Here is an 18,632-nt window from a genome sequence, read left to right on the forward strand (position 1 = left end):
GCGACCGCCCGAGGGGCCTGCTTCGCAGTCCAGCGGGAGCAAGCTCCCTCGCCACAGAGGGTGTGTTTAGGCAGGAATGATCAGTACCTGAGCGACAAAAAGCCTGTGGGAGCGAGCTTGCTCGCGATGGCGGACGGACATTCAACACCTTCATTGACTGTCACACCGCTATCGCGAGCAACCTCGCTCCCACATGGGGTCGCCACCAGGGCTGTGCCGGGCAGGTCCTGCCCATCCATCAATGGGCAAACAATGAATTGCCCTTCTGCCCCGCCAGTTTTTCCGGCTTGATCAGGAACCGCGCCAAGGCCGGCAGCAGCCACAACGCACCAAACATGTTCCACAGCAACATGAACGTCAGCATCAAGCCCATGTCGGCCTGGAACTTGATGGCCGAGAAGATCCAGGTGCACACGCCGATAGCCAGGCACAAACCGGTGAACAGCACCGCCTTGCCGGTGGATTTCAGCGTCTGGTAGTAAGCCTCCTGCAACGGCAAGCCGGCCCGCAGGAAACTCTCCAGGCGGCTGTAGATGTAGATGCCGTAGTCCACGCCGATGCCCACGCCCAGGGCCACGACCGGCAAGGTCGCGACCTTCACGCCAATGCCCATGAAGGCCATCAATGCGTTGCCCAGCACCGAGGTCAGCACCAGCGGCAACACGATACACAGCGTCGCCGCCCAGGAACGGAAGGTGATCATGCACATGGTCGCCACGCAGATGTACACCAGGATCAGGATGGTCAGTTCCGATTCCTTGATCACCTCGTTGGTGGCCGCCTCGATGCCGGCGTTACCGGCAGCCAGGATGAACTCCAGGCCATCGCGGTTGTTGTCCTTGGCAAAGTCCTGCACCGCCTTCACCGCGCGGTCCAGTGTCTCGGCCTTGTGATCGTTGAGGAACACCAGCACCGGCGCCAGGGAACAGCTGTTGTTGTACAGGCCATCGGCCCGGGCGATGGAGTTGTTCAGCACATCAGGGTTGCGCGACAAGGTCTCCCACTTCAGGTTGCCCTCGTTCATGCCCTTGATCATTTGCTTGGACACGGTCACCAGGGAAATCGCCGACTGCACGCCCTCGGTGTTCTGCATCTTCCACATCAGCTCGTCGATCGGCGCCATGGCTTCATAGCGCGAGCAGCCTTCGGCCTTGGTCTTGACCATCACCACCAGCACATCGGAGCTGGTGGAATAGTTGCTGATGATGAAATTGTTGTCCTGGTTGTAGCGCGAATCCGGACGCAGTTCCGGCGCGCCCTGGTCCAGGTCGCCGATCTTCAGGTTCTGGCTGTACCAGAGGCCACCGCCAAAGGCGATCACCGCCAGGGCAATGGACACCGGCGCAACCTTGGCGCTGGCGAAACTCGACAGCAGGCGCCAGAACGGGTGTTCACGGGTCGCGTCTTTCTTGCTGCGCTCGACCGCCCGCTTACTGATGCCGACGTAAGAGATCGCCACCGGCAGCAGGATCAGGTTGGTGAACACGATCACCGCCACGCCGATGGAGGCGCCGATGGCCAGTTCACGGATCACGCCGATGTCGATGATCAGCAAGGTGATGAAGCCCACGGCATCCGCCAGGATCGCGATCATCCCCGGCAGGAACAACTGGCGGAAGGTACGCCGCGCCGCCGTCAGGGCATTGTCCGCCTCGCTGGACTGCAAGGCGATGCCGTTGATCTTCTGCACGCCATGGGAAATGCCGATGGCGAAGATCAGGAACGGCACCAGCATCGAGTACGGGTCAAGGCCAAAGCCGGCCGCATGCATCAGCCCCAACTGCCAGACTACCGCCACCAGGGTGGTGCTCAGCACCGCAACGGTGCTGCGCATGCAGTTGGTAAACCAGTACAGCAGGACCAAGGTGATGACGAAGGCCACGCCGAAGAACAGCACCACCATGACCAGGCCGTCGATCAAGTCGCCGACTTTCTTGGCGAAGCCGACGATATGGATCTGCACATTCGGGTTCTGGGCTTCGAACTTGTTGCGAATCTTGTCTTCAAGCTCATGGGAGAACTTGCGGTAGTCGAGGGCGAGCAACTTGCCCTGGTCCTGCGGGTCGGGATAGGACTCCAGCAATGGGATATCGATGATGCTCGACTTGAAGTCGTTGGCCACCAGGCGCCCGACCTGGCCGGACTTGAGCACGTTGTTGCGCAACAGGTCGAGGCTGTCGGCCGAGCCGTTATAGCTCTGGGGGATCACCTCGCCGCCGGCGAAGCCCTCCTCCGTCACTTCGGTCCAACGCACGCTGGGGCTCCACAACGACTTGAGCCCGGAACGATCGACACCGGAGATGTAGAACACCTCGTCATGGATCTGGCGCAGGGTCTCCATGTAGTCCTTGGAGAAAATATCGCCGTTGGTGGCTTCCACGGAAATACGCACCGTGTTGCCCAGGTTCGCCAGGTCGTTGCGGTGCTCAAGCATCTTCTCGATAAAAGGATGCTCGAGGGGAATCATTTTTTCGAAACTGGTGGAGGGACGGATCAGCGTGGCCTGCCAGAACAGGAAAACGCTGACCAGCAGGCAAATGACGATTACTGCCGGGCGGTTGTTGAAAATCAGGCGCTCGAGAAACGTTGCCTTGTCTTGGTGATGACTGCTCATGGGGTCCGCCTTCTTGTTTTTATGCCCGTCTCGCAGGCCTGACTCATTTGCTCAGTTCGGCGCCGGTGGACGTGGTGGCGCGCACGCCGCCTTGCCCCGCCAGGATCAGGTTGCCATTGCCTGCCGCCGTGACGGCCGCCACGGAGATTCGGTCCGGGCGGTTGAACACGCTGAAGGTCTCGCCATCGTCGGTGCTGCGCACCACGCTGCCGCCGTTGCCGACAATCACGATGGAACCGTCCGCCAGCAACGTGGCGCCGGACAGGCCGAACTCCAGCGTTCCACGGGCGGCCTTGAGCTCGACTTGCTCCCAGGTGCCGCCAAAATCGGTGGAACGGTACAGGTTGCCGCGCAAACCGTAGGCCAGCAGCGTCGAAGGCTGGGCGGTGCCGATGACACCGAACAGCGAGCCTTCGTACGGGCCTTCGACCTTTTCCCAGGTCTGGCCCCAGTCGGCGGAGCGGAACATGCTGCCGGCCTCGCCGACAATGAACAGCCCGGCGTCTTTCACGGCCGCGATCGCATTGAGGTGGAACTGGTCTTCGTTTTCGAGGCGGTCGCTGGCGTCTTCCCAGTGCTTGCCGCCGTCAGTGGTCTCGTACAACGCGCCATACGCACCCACGGCAAAACCATTGCCGGCGTCCTTGAACCAGACATCCAACAGCGGCGCTTCACGGGTGAGGTCTTCGAATTGCTTGGTCCAGGTGCTGCCGCCGTCAACACTGGCGAGGATTTGCGCGTCGTGCCCCACCGCCCAGCCGTGCTTGTCGTCAACGAAAAAGACTGCGGTGAGCAGTTGGCGGGTCGGCACCTTGGCCTGAGTCCAGGAAGTGCCCTGGTCATCGGAATAGACAATGTGCCCCCGATCACCGACCGCCACCAGGCGCTGGCCCGCGTGGGCCACATCGAGCATCAGGGTTTTGCTGGCCTTGGCCGATTCGACGGAATAGATGACATCGGACGTCGACGCCGCAACGGCCATCACCGGTGCCGACAACACCGCAGAGCCCAGCAGCGACAGCGCCGAAGCCAGCAGCGCGACTCTGCGCAGCAGCGGCGGCCGGCAGCGGCCCACAGCCATGACAGGCTCATTCATAGACCTTTCCCCCATTATTATTGTTATGGCTTGGTACGTTGCCGGTCTTGGAGCATAGTCCTGAAACCTGCAATCTAGAGCCACTTCGGAAGCTGGCGTTATCCTATCGGGCTTTCGAAAGGTCTGACAATCGACGCCGCGTTATCTTTTGTTAACCGGGGGGATATCGATCAAGGGTGAATCAGAAGACATTCGTGAGGGTGATGGATGTGGCGAGGGAGCTTGCTCCCGCTGGAGGCCGAAGGACTCCCTGATCTTGGTTCGCACGCCTTCTCTGGCGAAATGAATCAAGATCGGGCCTGCTTCGCAGGCCAGCGGGAGCAAGCTCCCTCGCCACAAAAGGCAGCGCCAAGCCTGTTTACGCCAAGCTCTTGCTCACCACCTCGAACACATCGGCGGAAAGCCCGCCGGACGCGAGGATGCGTTCCAGCTCGGCTTTCATTAGCGCCTGGCGGGCGCTGTCGTATTTGCGCCAGCGGGTCAGCGGGGCCAGTTGTCGCGAGGCGATCTGCGGGTTGAAGCCATTGAGCTGGATGACCAGGTCCGCCAGGAAGCGATAACCCGAGCCGTCGGCGGCATGGAAGTTGATCAGGTTCTGCCCGGCAAACGCACCGATCAGGGCCCGCACCTTGTTCGGGTTCTTGATGTTGAACGCCGGGTGCTCCATCAGCGCCTTGACCCGCGCCAGTCCACCCGGCAATGGGCTGCCGGCCTGGACGCTGAACCACTGGTCCATGACCAACGGATTGCCCTTGAAGTTTTCCGCGAACACTTCCAGTGCCTTGGCCTTCTCGGTCTCGAATGGCGAGTTGACCAGCACCGCCAGCGCAGTCAGGCGCTCGGTCATGTTGTCGGCGGTGTCGAATTGATCCAAGGTCGCACTCAGCACTTCCGGCTTGTCGGTCAGCATCAGATACGACAACGCAATATTTTGCAGCGCGCGGCGGGCGAAATGCTCGGCCTCGGCCATGTATGGCGTGCGTTTCGACAGGTCGCGATTGGCTTCATAACGCAGCCACAGGCCTTCAAACAGGTTCTCGGCCAACTGCTGGCGGGCGAACTCACGGGCGACGTGGATCGCCTCGACGTCGGCCACTTCGCTGATTTCCGTCAGGTAGGCTTCGCTTGGCAGCGAGAGCATTTCCGCGACCATGGCCTGGTCCAGGGATTCGTCCGACAGTACGCTGCGCAGCGCACTGACCAGGCGCGGATCCAGCGTCAGGCTGGCGCCCTGCTGATGCTGGGCGATCAGTTCCTGCAACACCTGCACCGACAACTGCTGGCCGGCATCCCACCGGTTGAAGCCGTCGCTGTCGTGTTGCATCAGGAACATCAACTGGTCGCGGTTGTACGGGAAGCTCAGTTTCACCGGCGCCGAGAACCCACGCAGCAACGAAGGCAGCGGTTGTTCAGGGATATCGACGAAGGTGAAGGTCTGCTCGGCCTCGGTCACCGAGATGACCCGGGACGTACCGTTTGCCGCCGCTTCACCGGCCAGGCGCAACGGGATCTCGGCGCCCTGGCTGTCCAGCAGGCCAAGCTCCACGGGAATCACGAACGGCAGTTTTTCCATCTTGTCCGGGGTCGGCGGACAGCTCTGGCGGAAGGTCAGGCTGTAGGTCTTGGCGGCGGCGTCGTAGGACTCGCCCACCGCCAGCCGTGGTGTACCGGCCTGGCTGTACCAGCGCTTGAACTGGGTCAGGTCGACGCCATTGGCATCTTCCATGGCCTTGATGAAATCGTCACAGGTCACGGCCTGGCCGTCGTGGCGTTCGAAGTACAGGTCGCTGCCCTTGCGAAAGCCCTCAGGCCCCAGCAACGTGTGGATCATGCCAACCACTTCCGAGCCCTTTTCGTACACGGTCAAGGTGTAGAAGTTGGAGATCTCGATGAAGCTGTCCGGGCGAACCGGGTGGGCCATCGGGCCGGCGTCTTCGGCAAACTGATGGGTGCGCAGGTAGGCCACGTCCTGGATACGCTTGACGGTGGCCGAGTTCATGTCCGCCGAGAACCCGGCGTCGCGGAACACCGTGAAGCCTTCCTTGAGCGACAGTTGGAACCAGTCGCGGCAGGTCACGCGGTTGCCCGACCAGTTGTGGAAATACTCGTGGGCAACGATCGCTTCTACCCGTTGGTGCGCGGCATCGGTGGCGGTTTCGGCGCGGGCCAGCACGGCGCTGGAGTTGAAGATGTTGAGGCCCTTGTTCTCCATGGCGCCCATGTTGAAATCGTTGACCGCGACGATCATGAAGATGTCCAGGTCGTACTCGCGCCCGTACACCTCTTCGTCCCAGCGCATCGACTTCTTCAGGCTGGTCATGGCGTGCTGGCACTTGTCGATGTTTTCCGGCTCGACATAGATGCGTAGCGCCACGGTGCGCTCGCTCAGGGTGGTGAAAGTGTCTTCGACGCACCACAAGTCACCGGCCACCAGGGCAAACAGGTAGGCCGGTTTCTTGAACGGGTCTTCCCAGGTCGCCCAGTGCCGGCCGTCTTCGCCGGGGCCGCTGGCAATCGGGTTGCCGTTGGACAGCAGCACCGGATAGCTGTGCTGCTCGGCCACCACGGTGGTGGTGAACTTGCTCATCACGTCCGGGCGGTCGAGGTAATAAGTGATCTTGCGGAACCCTTCTGCCTCGCACTGGGTGCAGAACATGCTGCCGGACTTGTACAGGCCTTCCAGGGCGGTGTTGGTTTCCGGATGGATCCGCACGGTGGTGTCGAGCGTAAAGGCCTGGGCCTTGGGCTGCAACGTCAGGTGGCTATCGTCCAGCTGATAATCGCCCTGCCTCAGGTCGGCATCGTCGAGCTTGAGCGAGACCAGTTCCAGGTGCTGGCCATCGAGCACCAGCGGCGGCAGCCCGGCGCCGCGCTCGGGGTTGCGGCGCATCACCAGTTGCGCATGGACCAGGCTGTGGTCCTCGAACAACTCGAAGGTCAGGTGTGTTTCATCGATCAGGTACTCGGGGGCCTGATAATCCTTGAGGTAAATCATCTTCGGTTGTTCGGTGCGCATGGGTCGAATCCTTCTACTGATGCACGGCGAGCTGGTAGGCCGTGTATTTACGAATGTTGATCACGCCGGTGTCGAAAATCAGGTACTGGCCCTTGATCCCCAGCAGCGTGCCCTCGGCGATCGGGTTCTTGTCCAGGTTGAAGCTGACGATTTTGGTCGGGTATTGCTCCACCGGATAACGGATCTCGATGGGTTCGACGTCCGCTATGGTCTGGATCGCTTGCAGGCCGAATCGTTCCTGCAAGCCCTGCAATCCCTGGGCGCAGCTGTCGAACAGCGCGTCGCGGATCGCCGGCAAATCCACCGCCGCCGCGTCGCCCTTGAGCAAGGCGCGCCAGTTGGTCTTGTCCGCTACCTGGCTGCGAAACAGGTCTTCGACGAAGCCCGACTGCTGGCGGGTGGCGACGCGCAGGATCGGCAGCGCCTGGCTCGCGCCCTGGTCGAGCCAGCGGGTCGGCAACTGGGTGGCACGGGTGATGCCGACTTTCACGCCCGAGGAGTTGGCCAGGTAGACCACATGATCGGTCATGCAGAACTGCTCGCCCCAGGCCGGATCACGGCACGTGCCCGCGTCGAAATGGCAACGCTCGGGGCTCATGATGCACAGGTCGCACTGGGCCAGCTTGGTCATGCACGGGTAGCAATAACCCTGGCTGAAGCTGGTCTTGGTCCGGCGCCCGCAATGGGTGCAGTGGATCGCACCGAGGTATTCCAGGCGGATCGTGCTGCCGATCAATGGATTGACCGGCACCTCGACCTCGCCCAGGCGAAAGGCGTATTGAACAGTCGGCCCGTCAAGGCGCGCCGACATCTTGCTGATTGCACCGCGGCCAATCTCGATCAATGGATGGCGTCCGACTTGAACAGGATATTCGGAACGATGGTGGCTTTCGACTGGCACTCCTGCGGTCCCATGTAGCCGGTGCGCTCTTCTTCGGGCAGGTTCTGGATTTCCCAGGCGATCATCGCCTGCAAGGACAGTTCGCGCTGCTCGGCGGTGAGCTTGTTGCCATCGGCCCATTTACCGATTTCCACGGCAAGCTTCAGGCTGCGGTAGATGTCGGGGGTGATGTTCTGGATCATTTCGTTGAAGGAAGACATGGGTTCTCCGCGCAATCGCGCATTCTCAAAAGACACAGGTGCCGGTCAAAGGGCCATTTTACGGCGAGCGAACAGCCCGCCCAATAACCCAGTGAAGCAGCCGACGAGCAGCCCGCCGACGTGGGCCGCGTTGGCGATCTCACCAAAACCGATCAGCGAAACCAGCCCGGACAGGCACAGCAGCAACCACACCAGCATCATCACCAGCACCCCGCGGGGCAAGTGATAGGCCGGGTTCGGCGCGAGCAGTTGGTAGATCCAGCAATGGCCCAGCAGGCCGTACAACACCCCGGACAATCCGCCGAACAGCGTCGCACCGCTGAAAAAGTACTGGGCGAAATTGGAGACAAGGCTGAACAGCAATGTCAGCCCTAATAAGTTGATACCACCCTGGCGCGCTTCGATCCGCCGCCCCAGCTCCCAATACCACATGCCGTTCATGGCGATGTGCAGGAAACCGAAGTGGATCAGCATCGGCGTCACCAGGCGCCACCACTGTCCCGCCGCCAGGCTGTCGGCCAATGGCGTGAACTGGATGTAGTCGCCAACGACGCGGAACTCGAGGAAGGTCAGCCAGCGCAGGGTCTCAAGATTGTCTCCCAGCAGGGTGACCGCGCTGACGATCAGGCTCAGCAACAGCACCACGGCCGTCACTGGGCTGCGAACCAGTTGCTGGACGAACCCCGCGCGCCGGGACGTGCTGGCGGTGTCCGGCAGTTCCAGTTGCTGATCGGGATCGCCAGCAGGAAAACGCGCGTACAACGAACGCACGTCCTCACTGATCTCGTCCGGCACCCAAAGCACCTGCTCGCCCGCCTCTTCGCTGACGCGATGGGGCACCTGCATGCGTTGCAGCAGCTTGACGAAGCCGCTCAGGTCCACTGCCAGGGGCAGGCGCAAAACCGCGACAGCACTCATTGCACCACCTCCGGCCGTTCGACATCGACCCAGACGAACTTGTGCGGATCCAGGCGGGTTTCCTGGTCGAGGCGATAAGCGACCAGCTTGCCGTAGAGCACCGCACTGTAGTCCAGGCAGGCCAGGTTCGGGCGGATTGGCGCGGGTTTGCCGCTGCGCCAATAATGGCCTACGAACAACAGCGGCTCATCGACGCCATAACGCAGCAGGTTGTTTTTTTCGTCCGGCGACAGCGGCGTGCGGGCGACCGGCTCCGGCAAGGCGTCGGGCTGGAACACGATGTCGCCGTAGGTCTGCGGGTTGTCTTCCCAGAACTTGGTACGGAAAAACGAACGGGTCAGGCCATCGCCACCGGTCAGTGTCAGGCCGTGGGGCAGGCGCATGTCCGTGCCGCGCAGCAAGCGATCGAACACCGTGCAGGCGAAACTGCCCGACTCGGCCGAGGCCTGGAGAAAATGCTCGTCGATACAACCGTCCGGGAACAAACCCCGCAGCGGTTCGATCAGGCCCGCATCCCAACAGGCATGCACGACCCGGAAACGGCCGGCGTCGACGAACAACGGCAGCTCATAGAACCATTTGAGAAAGTCATGCCAGTCGCCGGGATGCTGCTCGAACTGGGTCAGGGTCTCGTTGAGCAGGCGGGCATGGCGCGGCGTGTGTTCGCGCACGTAGCGCTGGCCGCTGCCCGGCAATGCCGGTGTGCTCCAGCCCAGGGCGTTGAACTCGTGGTTGCCCATGATGCACAGCGCCTGGCCGGCCACGACCATGTCATGGACGATGTGCAGCGCCTCGCGAATCCGCGGGCCACGGTCGATGATGTCCCCCAGGAACACGGCCATGCGCGACGGATGCCGCCAGACCCCGCCCTGCTTGTGGTAACCGAGTCGGTCCAGCAGGTGTTCCAGGGTCAGGGCGCATCCGTGCACGTCACCGATCAAATCGTAACTGCGCGCAGGATCGAGCATCAGTCGCCTCCACCCCCCAACCGACTGCCCCAGCCGAGCTTGGTCCGGCAGACTTCGTAGTAATTGTGATCCAGCGGATGGATAAGGCGCAGCTTCTGCGCTTTTTTGCTGACGGTGATGGTGTCACCCGGCGCGCAGGTGAAATGGTTCTGGCCGTCACAGGACACTTGTGGGTAGATCTGCATATCCTTGGACACGACGATTTTCAGCTCACTGTTGCCATCGACCACGATGGGTCGCCCAGACAAGGTATGGGGGTACATGGGCACAATCACAATAGCGTCGAGCTTGGGGTGCATGATCGGTCCGCCGGCCGACAGCGCATAGGCGGTGGAACCGGTGGGGGTGGCGACGATCAGGCCGTCGGCCTTCTGGCTGCAGACGAACTGGCCGTCGATGTACAGCTCGAACTCGATCATCCGAGTGGACTTGCCGGGGTGCAGCACCACGTCGTTGAGGGCGTCGCCCTGGCCGATGGCCTCGGCGTGACGACGGACTTCGGCTTGCAGCAGGAAGCGGTTTTCCACCAGGTAGTGGCCGTCCAGCACCTCGGCGACCTTGATCTCCAGCTCGTCAGGGCGGATATCGGTGAGGAACCCCAGGCTGCCGCGGTTGATCCCCAGCACCGGGATATTGTGCCGCGCCAGGGCCCGGGCGGCGCCCAGCAGGCTGCCGTCGCCGCCCACCACGATCACCATGTCACACACCTCGCCGAGCATCTTGCGCGACGAGGTCTGCAGGCCATGGCCCGGCAGCACTTCGGCGATGGTGTCTTCGAGGATCACGTGCAGGTGCCGCTCCAGGAGGAAACGCTTGAGCCGGCGAACGGTGTCCAACACCTGCGAACTGCCCAGGCGACCGATGATGCCGATATTACGAAATTGCTCCATGAGGCTCCTGCGAAGGTCTGCGGCGGGCGAAAACACGATTATGGGCGAAAGCGCGCCGTAGACAAAATCCTTTAAGCCTTCAGCGCAACGGCTATGCTCGCAAGATGATCCTGTTCCCTGAATTGCTGGACTTGCCCCGTCGCCTGCGCCATCCCGAAGTGCGTGACCTCGCGTGGGCGATCATCGCCCCGCCGATGCTCATCGACACGCCCTGGCCCCAGCGCCATCCGCTGGCCGGCAGCGACTGGGTGCAGGAGCCGGGAAGACTGGAACACTGGCTGCGGCAACTGGACCGTGACAGCTACCCGCTGCTGCATTGCCTGTCCCAAGGGCGGACGCGGCGCCTGGGCCTGTACTACGAGAGGCTGTGGCAGTTTGCCGCGCAACACGCCCCGGGCATCGAACTGATCGCCGCGAACCTGCCGATCCGGCGCGAAGGCCATACCCTGGGCGAACTGGACCTGCTGCTGCGCGATCGCGACGGGATTCATCACTTGGAGCTGGCCATCAAGTTGTACCTCGGCCCACAGCACGGTAACGGCCTGGACGCCGCGCAATGGCTGGGCCCGGGCTGCCATGACCGGCTCGACCGCAAGCTGGCGCACTTGCGCGAACACCAGCTGCCGATATCCGCCCGCCCGGAAAGCCGCGAGGCCCTGGCGACGCTGGGGATCGAGTCGTTTCGCTCACACTTGTGGCTCGGCGGCTACCTGCTCTATCCCTGGCCGGGCGAGGCCGAACCGCCGAGCGGCGCCCACCCCAGGCACTTGCGTGGCCGTTGGCTGCACCAGCGGGATTGGGCCGGATTCATCGCCCAGCGTCCGCCAGGCCGCTGGCAGCCCCTGCCCCGCGCCGCCTGGCTCGCCCCGGCGCATTATCCGGCCGAGCAAACCTGGAGCACCGCGCAATTGGACGCCTGGCGATTGGCCCTGGATCCCATGGCGCCGGCGCAGTTGATGGTACGCCTGAACGAAAACGCAGAGGGCGAATGGGAAGAAGCCGAGCGGGTGTTCCTGGTGGCGGATCTTTGGCCGAATGTGCCGGGTAATGGCTGATTTTTGAAGTGCCCTTCAGGCCCCTTCGCGAGCAGGCTCGCTCCCACAGTGGATTGGTGTTGTGTACAGAATGGATGATCTACACATAATCCTGTGGGAGCGAGCCTGCTCGCGAAGGGGTCACTACGGTCTAGAAGGACAACCGCACAGCCAAAGCCGCCAACGTCACCAGCAACACCGGCACCGTCAGCACGATCCCGACCTTGAAGTAATACCCCCAGCCGATCAGGATGTTCTTGCGCGCCAGCACATGCAGCCACAGCAACGTCGCCAGGCTGCCGATCGGGGTGATTTTCGGGCCCAGGTCGCTGCCGATGACGTTGGCATAGATCATCGCTTCCTTCACCACCCCAGTGGCCTGGCTGGCATCGATGGACAAGGCACCGATCAGCACCGTCGGCAAGTTATTCATGACCGACGACAGCAATGCCGTCAGCACGCCGGTGCCCATCGCCGCGCCCCACACGCCATATTCGGCGAATACGTCGAGCCACTGGGCCAGGTAACCGGTCAGCCCGGCGTTGCGCAAGCCATAGACCACCAGGTACATGCCGAGGGAGAAGATCACGATCTGCCAGGGCGCTTCCTTCATCGCCTTGCGGGTGGAAATCTTGTGGCCATAGGCCGCGACCCCCAGCAGCAACGCAGCACAAACGGCCGAGATCGCACTGATGGGAATCCCCAGTGGCTCCAGCGCAAAACAGCCCAGCAGCAGGATCACCAACACCACCCAACCGGCGTAGAACGTTGCCTTGTCGTGGATCGCCGTCGCCGGGTCGTCCAGTTGATCGGGGTCGTAGTCCCGCGGGATGTCGCGGCGAAAGACCCACATAAGAATCGCCAGGCTGGCCGCCACGCTGACTAGGTTCACCGGCACCATGACCGCCGCATAGCGGTTGAAACCAATGCCGAAGAAATCCGCCGAGACGATGTTCACCAGGTTCGATACCACCAGTGGCAAGCTCGCGGTGTCGGCAATGAAACCGGCGCCCATCACGAATGCAAGCGTCGCCGCCGGGGAGAAACGCAACGCCAGCAGCATCGAGATCACGATGGGCGTCAGGATCAGCGCCGCCCCGTCATTGGCAAACAACGCCGACACCAACGCCCCCAGCAGTACCATGAACGCAAACAGCTTGCGCCCACTGCCCTTTCCCCAACGGGCCACATGCAGGGCCGCCCAGGCGAAGAACCCGGCCTCGTCCAGCAGCAGGCTGATAATGATCAGCGCGACAAACGTACCGGTGGCGTTCCAGATGATCTGCCAGACCAGGGGAATGTCACTGACCTGCACCACCCCGCTCAACAAGGCCAGCAGCGCGCCCAGCGTCGCGCTCCAGCCGACGCCGAGCCCCTTGGGCTGCCAGATCACCAACGTAATGGTCAGCAGGAAAATCAACGACGCGATCAGCATGTACAACAGCCTTGGAAGGAGGATTGAAAGGAGGACATCGGCAGCGACGTGTCAGCGGACAATCAGCCATGGCGTTCGAACTGAAGCCATCGACGCGATTGTGGGAATTGGACATGACGAAGGATGATCTGAAGGTGCGGAGGGGCGAATATATGGAAAATTCGAATAGCCCGTAAAGCGCGGGTTGAATTGCCGATGCAGATACATTTGTGGCGAGGGAGCTTGCTCCCGCTCGGTTGCGCAGCGACCGCCGAAAGGGGCCTGCTTCGCAGTCCAGCGGGAGCAAGCTCCCTCGCCACAGGGTTTACCTGGAATCTCGGGGTATCAAGCCTTCTTATGCTGCTCGACCCACTTGCCGTAGGCATCGATGAACTTCTGCAGGAACGGCCGTACCGACTCCGACAGGTTGCCCGCCTCGTCAAACGCCGTTCCGGCGCCGCTCAGGTAGGCTTCCGGTTGCTGCATGCAGGGCACGTCAAGGAACACCAGCGACTGGCGCAGATGATGGTTTGCACCGAAACCACCGATGGCGCCCGGTGAAGCGCTGATCACTGCGCCCGGTTTGCCGCTCAGGCAACTCTGGCCGTACGGACGCGACCCCACGTCGATGGCATTCTTCAGCGGTGCCGGCACCGAACGGTTGTATTCAGGCGTGACGAACAACAAGGCATCGGCCGCGCCCACCTGTTGGCGAAATGTGGTGTAGGCTGCCGGCGGCGTGACGTCAATGTCTTCGTTATAAAGTGGCAACTCGCCGATCTCGACGATGTTCAGCTTGAGGTTGGCGGGCGCCAGGTCAGCCAGTGCCAGCGCGACTTTGCGGTTGATCGATGCCTTGCGCAGGCTGCCCACCAAAACGGCCACGGTGTAGACATTACTCATGAGAGGCTTCTCGACTGTCGGCTCAAAGGAGCCTGTAGTTATAGATGATCGGCGTGACAATTGGACCAGTGGAGCGACGAAAACCGGCCGGTTCGACTATTTTTTTCATGTAGGAAAACTTACCACGCTTGGGCAAGGTCTACAGAACCGCAAATCGAGTGATCTATTTCCAGAGGTTCTAAGCAATGGCAGCAGTACTTGTCGGACAATTTCATGCGCGGGACGCCGAAGGTCGCGTCTATTCGGTGCATGAGTTCCAGGAATCGGAGCCGTCTGCGGACGGTAGCGGCAAGGATGTCGTCACTTATAAACTGGCTATCGGTGATCGCGTCAGCAAACTCGACGAAGACCGATTCCTCCTGGTTCAGTCAGGCATCGAACTGAAACGCGAAGCCGCAACGTTCACCAGCGAACCTGAAGCGCAGATAGCGCTATAACCGTTAGAGCAGAAGTCATGCCCGGACTTGGGTTAGGATTCAGCCACTCAATGGCTCACCCGCCGAACATGGATTTCTTGCATGCGTTTACGCCACATCGAAGTAATCCAGGCGCTGTTGCAGACCGGCCACCTCGGCACGGCGGCCGAATGGCTGCAACTGCCGGTGGCGGAGGTCGAGGCGATCCTGCGCGATGCCGAGGCCCAATTGGGCTTCATGCTGTTTGCCAGCGTGCGCGGGCGCTTGCAGGCCACCCGGGAAACCCTTGAACTGCGCGACGGCATCACGCGGGTGTACGACACGCTCGAACCGGTGCAACGCCTGGCCAGCAGCCTGAAACACCATCAGGCACCGCCCTTGCGCATTATCTGCACCCCGCCGCTGGCCCAGCAGTTGTTGCCCCAGAGCATCGCTGCCTTGCGCCGTCGCCATCCGGATGCGCCGTGCACCCTGCTCAGCCAACCGACCCGTGACATCGTCCACAGCCTGCTGTTGCGTGAAAGCGACCTGGGCCTGAGCCTGCACGACCCTGAACATCCCGACATCCATTGCCAGATGATCGCCCAGGGCAAACTGCAATTGCTCGCGCCCCACGGCTGGCTGCAACCCCGGCAAAAATACATTTCGATCCAGGACCTGGCGGGCCAACCGTTGGTGGGCCTGGATGGCCATGACCCACTGAGCCCTGCGTTCGAGCACAAGTTGGCGGCGCTGCGTCCGGCGCCGATGATCCAGATCCGCGTCCAGACCCATCAGATGATGCGCGCCATGGTCGAGGCCGGCGAAGGCCTTGCCATCGTCGACCCGTTCACCGCCTCGGGCGCCAAGGGCGGCGGTCTCGATGTCTGCCCACTATCGCCCGCCGTCGCGATTGGCCTCTATGCCCTGAGCCTCAACGGCGCACCCTCTTCACCCGCCCTGCAATCGCTGCTGGAGCGGGTTACGGAACAAGCCGAGGCGTTGCTGAGCCACTGATCGACATGCCCAGCGGGTCGTCGAACAACCGGTACCAGAACAACGCCACTTCGGCGGTATGCCGGTCAATGCCGCGATAGCGCAGGTGGTCGATGCCACCGAGCACGTAACCGCATCGTTCATAGAGCCGGCAGGCGCCCAGATTGTTGTTCTGGGTCTCGAGCATGATGCCCGGCAGTTTTTTCTTGCGGCTCCAGAACTGGGCAACGTCGAGCAACGCCTTGGCCACCCCATGGCGACGGGCCGGGGCGTGCACCGCCAACTCGTCGATGTGGGCATAGCCGTTCCAATTGGTACTGATCACCAGGTGCCCTACCGGCTGGTCATCGAGGTAGGCCATGAAGATCTCGCTGTCCGGAGCGTTGCGGAAACTGCTGAACTCTTCGGGATCGATGCCATAGCACTTGCGATAGGGAACAATGGGCGTCACCGGCCATTGGCTGACAGGACGACCGATCTGCGCCGTCGCGTAGTCGTTGACTTCAAAACTGAAGTCACTGCCCCAGATATAGGCGGCAAAGCCGTCATCGACGACTCGCACCGACAACCCGGGGTGCTTGGGATTCATGACCGGTTGCATACTGGGGAAGGTCCTCATTCCTTGAGACAACCAACGGCGTGGTGCCATCCATTGCCCTTGTCTTTCAAATCTTCACACATCAAGCGGGATCCGTAGCCTGCCCGTTCCCTCAGGGTAGAAGGTCGTGGCGATTGTGGCGAGAAATGAACGATGGATGCAGTAGCTCATTTAAGGCTGGCTGAATCAATGTGGCGAGGGAGCTTGCTCCCGCTTGAGTGCGAAGCGCTCACATAAAGGGGCTGCTACGCAGCCCAGCGGGAGCAAGCTCCCTCGCCACAAGTTCTTTACTTACCTTGAATGAACAGCATGGCTTTCACAGGGTTTCATCAGTGCGTGGCGGCCTGCGACTCGGCCAATTGTGTCCACAATGCCGGAGCACCTGCGGACTTGGCGATGGCTTCCAGACGCGCGGCATGCTCGGCCAGGTCGCTTTCGCTGGCGCGGATGATCCGCGAGGGCTGGCGGTCGGCGGGCAAGCGACGGATTTCCGTGGCCTGGTTGCCGGAGCCTTCGCCCGTACCATTGCCGTCCGAAGCGTTGCCGGCCAGGGACAGGCTGGTCTGGCCGCCGGTCATGGTCAGGTAGACGTCGGCCAAGATCTCGGAGTCGAGCAAGGCGCCGTGCAGTTCACGGCCGGAGTTGTCGACGCCGTAGCGCTTGCACAAGGCATCGAGGCTGTTGCGCTGGCCAGGGTGGCGTTCCCGGGCCATCATCAGGGTGTCGAGGATAGTGCAATGCTGGGTAATGTCGGCCCGGTCGTGCTGGCCCATCAGGGCGAATTCGTTGTTGATGAACCCGACGTCGAACGCCGCGTTGTGGATGATCAACTGCGCGCCCTGGATGAATTCGAAGAACTCATCGGCCACTTCGGCGAAACGCGGCTTGCCCACCAGGAATTCGTTGGTGATGCCGTGGACGCCGATGGCGCCCTCGTCACTTTCGCGGTCCGGTTGCAGGTAAACGTGGAAATGGCGACCGGTCAGGCGCCGGCCAATCAGCTCGACACAACCGATTTCAATAATCCGGTGACCATCGGTCACCGGCATGCCGGTGGTTTCGGTATCCAGTACTACAGATCTGTTGGCCATCAGTGTTCAGCTCTCAACGGGCAGTCTTGCAAAAGCGCGGATCTTAACACGCTCACGCCAATGCATCCGCAATGTCCTGTGCAGGCTTTGATGGCTTGGAGCTCTTGTGGCGAGGGAGCTTGCTCCCGCTCGGTTGCGCAGCGACCGTCCCTGGGGCCTGCTTCGCCCGAGGCGTCGGACCGGTCCAGCGGGAGCAAGCTCCCTCGCCACAGGCGTCATCCTGCCAGATCCTGACAACGCCTCGATCAAGCCTGCTTATAGCCCCGCACCTCATCCACCCCACGATTGGCCAACTGATCGGCCCGTTCGTTGCCGTGGTGGCCGATGTGGCCACGCACCCATTTCCAGGTGACGTTGTGGCGGTTTACCTGCTCGTCCAGCAACTTCCACAGGTCGGCGTTTTTCACCGGCTCCTTCGCCGCCGTCTTCCAGCCGCGTTTCTTCCAGTTGGCCATCCACTCGTTGATGCCTTTCATTACGTACTGCGAGTCGGTCACCAGCAGCACATCACAAGGCCGCTTGAGCTCTTCCAGACCACGGATGGCGCCCATCAGCTCCATGCGATTGTTGGTGGTATTGGCTTCGCCGCCCCAGAGTTCCTTCTCCACGCCCTTGCACACCAGCAACGCGCCCCAGCCACCCGGCCCGGGGTTGCCCTTGCAGGCGCCATCAGTGAAGAGTTCTACGCTATCGCTCATGCCAATCTATCCAGAAAAAATGCAAAGGCCCGCCCATCGGGCCCGACAAAACCCGCAGCCCAATGCCGGCAAGAACCATCAGAAAAGGTTACGGCTCGATGTGGCGTCGATTGACCTTGGCCATTGGCAAGGGAATCAGCTTGCCCATCGGCTCGCGTCGCGCCTGACGTACCGGGCGCAACCCGACCGCGATCTTGCGCGCCACCAGCAGGTAGAAACCGCCGCCGGACAGCTGCCAGTCGCCAGCCTTGCGCTCCCAGCCGGCCAGGCGTGCCTGCCACTTGGGTGACGCAAGCGGCGGACGATAGCACCCGAAGCGGCGTTTCTCCAGCGCGAAGCCCAGCAGGTTGAGCCAGTCGCCGACCCTCGACGCCGAGATGCAGCGGGCCTGGCGCAAGGCGTCGTGGGCAAATACATGACGAAGCCCCCAGGTGCTCCAGGGGTTGATGCCGATGATCAGTAGATGTCCGCCGGGACGCACGCTGCTGGCGGCCTCGCGGAGCAAGCCGTGGGGTGACAGGCAGAAATCCAGGCCGTGCTGCATGACCACCACGTCGGCGGCATGCTCGCTCAGCGGCCAGGCCTGCTCTTCGCAGACGATTTCCACCCCGGGTAACGGTGCCCCCAGGCGAACGTTGCGCTGGACCTGCGGCGCCGACGGCGGCGTTTGCGCCGACGGCCCGTAATGCACCAGATAGCCGCCGAAGAACCGGCCCAACTCGTCTTCGAGCATGCGCCGTTCTTCATCCAGCAAAAATTGCCCCACAGGGCCGGACAGCCATTCACGGGCGGCGCGGATCAACGCCAGCCAGTCAGGATCAGCCTGAGCGAACGCTTCATCGGTCATTGCATTCTCCAACGCGTCAGGAAGTTCTAAGATGCGCCTTTGTTTTCCGCTTG

At 61.9% G+C, this 18,632-nt stretch carries 17 protein-coding genes; 3 read left to right on the top strand and 14 right to left on the bottom strand.

What is annotated here, in order from left to right:
* Window positions 1-238 precede the first annotated feature (238 nt).
* The 8 genes from HU715_RS10880 to HU715_RS10915 all read right to left on the bottom strand — a co-directional run bounded on the left by HU715_RS10880 (window position 239) and on the right by HU715_RS10915 (window position 10,603).
* The gene (locus HU715_RS10880) at window positions 239-2,614 is read right to left on the bottom strand and encodes an efflux RND transporter permease subunit (protein ID WP_186704878.1); all 2,376 of its coding nucleotides are present in this window, start codon (window positions 2,612-2,614) and stop codon (window positions 239-241) included.
* Between the two features lie 43 nt (window positions 2,615-2,657).
* Window positions 2,658-3,710: a WD40/YVTN/BNR-like repeat-containing protein gene (locus HU715_RS10885; RefSeq protein ID WP_186704877.1), complete on the bottom strand. Its 1,053-nt coding sequence runs from the start codon at window positions 3,708-3,710 to the stop codon at window positions 2,658-2,660.
* Between the two features lie 358 nt (window positions 3,711-4,068).
* On the bottom strand, window positions 4,069-6,726 hold the full coding sequence (gene pepN / locus HU715_RS10890; protein ID WP_186704876.1) for an aminopeptidase N: 2,658 nt from the start codon (window positions 6,724-6,726) through the stop codon (window positions 4,069-4,071).
* Between the two features lie 13 nt (window positions 6,727-6,739).
* Entirely contained in the window at window positions 6,740-7,570 is an 831-nt protein-coding gene (locus tag HU715_RS10895) for a DUF2797 domain-containing protein (RefSeq protein ID WP_186704875.1), read from the bottom strand.
* Window positions 7,567-7,827 (bottom strand): YeaC family protein, encoded by a 261-nt coding sequence (locus HU715_RS10900; RefSeq protein WP_186704874.1) that lies wholly within the window; start codon window positions 7,825-7,827, stop codon window positions 7,567-7,569. Before HU715_RS10900 ends, HU715_RS10895 begins: the two co-directional genes overlap by 4 nt.
* Window positions 7,828-7,872: 45 nt before the next feature.
* Entirely contained in the window at window positions 7,873-8,745 is an 873-nt protein-coding gene (locus tag HU715_RS10905; protein WP_186704873.1) for a rhomboid family intramembrane serine protease, read from the bottom strand.
* Window positions 8,742-9,716: a metallophosphoesterase gene (locus HU715_RS10910; RefSeq protein ID WP_186704978.1), complete on the bottom strand. Its 975-nt coding sequence runs from the start codon at window positions 9,714-9,716 to the stop codon at window positions 8,742-8,744. The genes HU715_RS10905 and HU715_RS10910 overlap by 4 nt, the downstream gene beginning before the upstream one ends.
* A complete protein-coding gene (locus tag HU715_RS10915; protein ID WP_003180647.1) occupies window positions 9,713-10,603 on the bottom strand; it encodes an NAD(+) kinase in 891 nt (296 codons plus the stop codon). The genes HU715_RS10910 and HU715_RS10915 overlap by 4 nt, the downstream gene beginning before the upstream one ends.
* 104 nt (window positions 10,604-10,707) lie before the next feature.
* Here HU715_RS10915 and HU715_RS10920 point away from each other — a divergent pair, with 104 nt between their 5' ends.
* Window positions 10,708-11,658 carry a DUF1853 family protein gene (locus HU715_RS10920; protein WP_186704872.1) on the top strand — a complete coding sequence of 317 codons (951 nt, stop codon included), beginning with the start codon at window positions 10,708-10,710 and terminating at the stop codon, window positions 11,656-11,658.
* Between the two features lie 130 nt (window positions 11,659-11,788).
* Here HU715_RS10920 and HU715_RS10925 read toward each other — a convergent pair whose 3' ends face one another.
* Window positions 11,789-13,072 (bottom strand): arsenic transporter, encoded by a 1,284-nt coding sequence (locus tag HU715_RS10925; RefSeq protein ID WP_186704871.1) that lies wholly within the window; start codon window positions 13,070-13,072, stop codon window positions 11,789-11,791.
* A gap of 324 nt (window positions 13,073-13,396) precedes the next feature.
* Window positions 13,397-13,954 (bottom strand): NADPH-dependent FMN reductase, encoded by a 558-nt coding sequence (locus HU715_RS10930; RefSeq protein ID WP_041476018.1) that lies wholly within the window; start codon window positions 13,952-13,954, stop codon window positions 13,397-13,399.
* Between the two features lie 185 nt (window positions 13,955-14,139).
* On the opposite strand from HU715_RS10930, the gene HU715_RS10935 reads away from it, so the two are divergent.
* On the top strand, window positions 14,140-14,391 hold the full coding sequence (locus HU715_RS10935) for a hypothetical protein (protein WP_186704870.1): 252 nt from the start codon (window positions 14,140-14,142) through the stop codon (window positions 14,389-14,391).
* Between the two features lie 81 nt (window positions 14,392-14,472).
* Window positions 14,473-15,366, top strand: coding sequence for a LysR substrate-binding domain-containing protein (locus tag HU715_RS10940; RefSeq protein ID WP_186704869.1), 894 nt, complete (start codon window positions 14,473-14,475; stop codon window positions 15,364-15,366).
* On the opposite strand, the gene HU715_RS10945 is transcribed toward HU715_RS10940, so the two are convergent.
* The 4 genes from HU715_RS10945 to HU715_RS10960 form a co-directional block, all read right to left on the bottom strand.
* Entirely contained in the window at window positions 15,332-15,946 is a 615-nt protein-coding gene (locus HU715_RS10945) for a GNAT family N-acetyltransferase (protein ID WP_186704868.1), read from the bottom strand. The two genes, HU715_RS10940 and HU715_RS10945, sit on opposite strands and share 35 nt — an antisense overlap.
* A 326-nt stretch (window positions 15,947-16,272) precedes the next feature.
* Complete coding sequence (dnaQ, locus tag HU715_RS10950) at window positions 16,273-17,034, bottom strand: DNA polymerase III subunit epsilon (protein ID WP_186704867.1); 762 nt, start codon at window positions 17,032-17,034, stop codon at window positions 16,273-16,275.
* Between the two features lie 245 nt (window positions 17,035-17,279).
* Window positions 17,280-17,732, bottom strand: coding sequence for a ribonuclease HI (gene rnhA / locus HU715_RS10955; RefSeq protein ID WP_030142629.1), 453 nt, complete (start codon window positions 17,730-17,732; stop codon window positions 17,280-17,282).
* An 88-nt stretch (window positions 17,733-17,820) separates the two neighbouring features.
* Window positions 17,821-18,579: a class I SAM-dependent methyltransferase gene (locus HU715_RS10960; protein WP_186704866.1), complete on the bottom strand. Its 759-nt coding sequence runs from the start codon at window positions 18,577-18,579 to the stop codon at window positions 17,821-17,823.
* Between the last annotated feature and the right edge of the window lie 53 nt (window positions 18,580-18,632).

Source organism: Pseudomonas zanjanensis, from assembly GCF_014268745.2.
Lineage (GTDB): Bacteria > Pseudomonadota > Gammaproteobacteria > Pseudomonadales > Pseudomonadaceae > Aquipseudomonas > Aquipseudomonas zanjanensis.

What these genes read in the sequence shown, in the direction of transcription:
- HU715_RS10920 (WP_186704872.1), top strand. Translation starts at nt 10,708, where the DNA reads ATGATCCTGTTCCCTGAATTGCTGGACTTGCCCCGTCGCCTGCGCCAT.
- HU715_RS10930 (WP_041476018.1), bottom strand. Translation starts at nt 13,954, where the DNA reads ATGAGTAATGTCTACACCGTGGCCGTTTTGGTGGGCAGCCTGCGCAAG.
- HU715_RS10940 (WP_186704869.1), top strand. Translation starts at nt 14,473, where the DNA reads ATGCGTTTACGCCACATCGAAGTAATCCAGGCGCTGTTGCAGACCGGC.
- HU715_RS10905 (WP_186704873.1), bottom strand. Translation starts at nt 8,745, where the DNA reads ATGAGTGCTGTCGCGGTTTTGCGCCTGCCCCTGGCAGTGGACCTGAGC.
- HU715_RS10900 (WP_186704874.1), bottom strand. Translation starts at nt 7,827, where the DNA reads ATGTCTTCCTTCAACGAAATGATCCAGAACATCACCCCCGACATCTAC.
- HU715_RS10935 (WP_186704870.1), top strand. Translation starts at nt 14,140, where the DNA reads ATGGCAGCAGTACTTGTCGGACAATTTCATGCGCGGGACGCCGAAGGT.
- HU715_RS10880 (WP_186704878.1), bottom strand. Translation starts at nt 2,614, where the DNA reads ATGAGCAGTCATCACCAAGACAAGGCAACGTTTCTCGAGCGCCTGATT.
- HU715_RS10885 (WP_186704877.1), bottom strand. Translation starts at nt 3,710, where the DNA reads ATGAATGAGCCTGTCATGGCTGTGGGCCGCTGCCGGCCGCCGCTGCTG.
- HU715_RS10915 (WP_003180647.1), bottom strand. Translation starts at nt 10,603, where the DNA reads ATGGAGCAATTTCGTAATATCGGCATCATCGGTCGCCTGGGCAGTTCG.
- HU715_RS10925 (WP_186704871.1), bottom strand. Translation starts at nt 13,072, where the DNA reads ATGCTGATCGCGTCGTTGATTTTCCTGCTGACCATTACGTTGGTGATC.
- dnaQ (WP_186704867.1), bottom strand. Translation starts at nt 17,034, where the DNA reads ATGGCCAACAGATCTGTAGTACTGGATACCGAAACCACCGGCATGCCG.
- HU715_RS10960 (WP_186704866.1), bottom strand. Translation starts at nt 18,579, where the DNA reads ATGACCGATGAAGCGTTCGCTCAGGCTGATCCTGACTGGCTGGCGTTG.
- pepN (WP_186704876.1), bottom strand. Translation starts at nt 6,726, where the DNA reads ATGCGCACCGAACAACCGAAGATGATTTACCTCAAGGATTATCAGGCC.
- HU715_RS10945 (WP_186704868.1), bottom strand. Translation starts at nt 15,946, where the DNA reads ATGCAACCGGTCATGAATCCCAAGCACCCCGGGTTGTCGGTGCGAGTC.
- rnhA (WP_030142629.1), bottom strand. Translation starts at nt 17,732, where the DNA reads ATGAGCGATAGCGTAGAACTCTTCACTGATGGCGCCTGCAAGGGCAAC.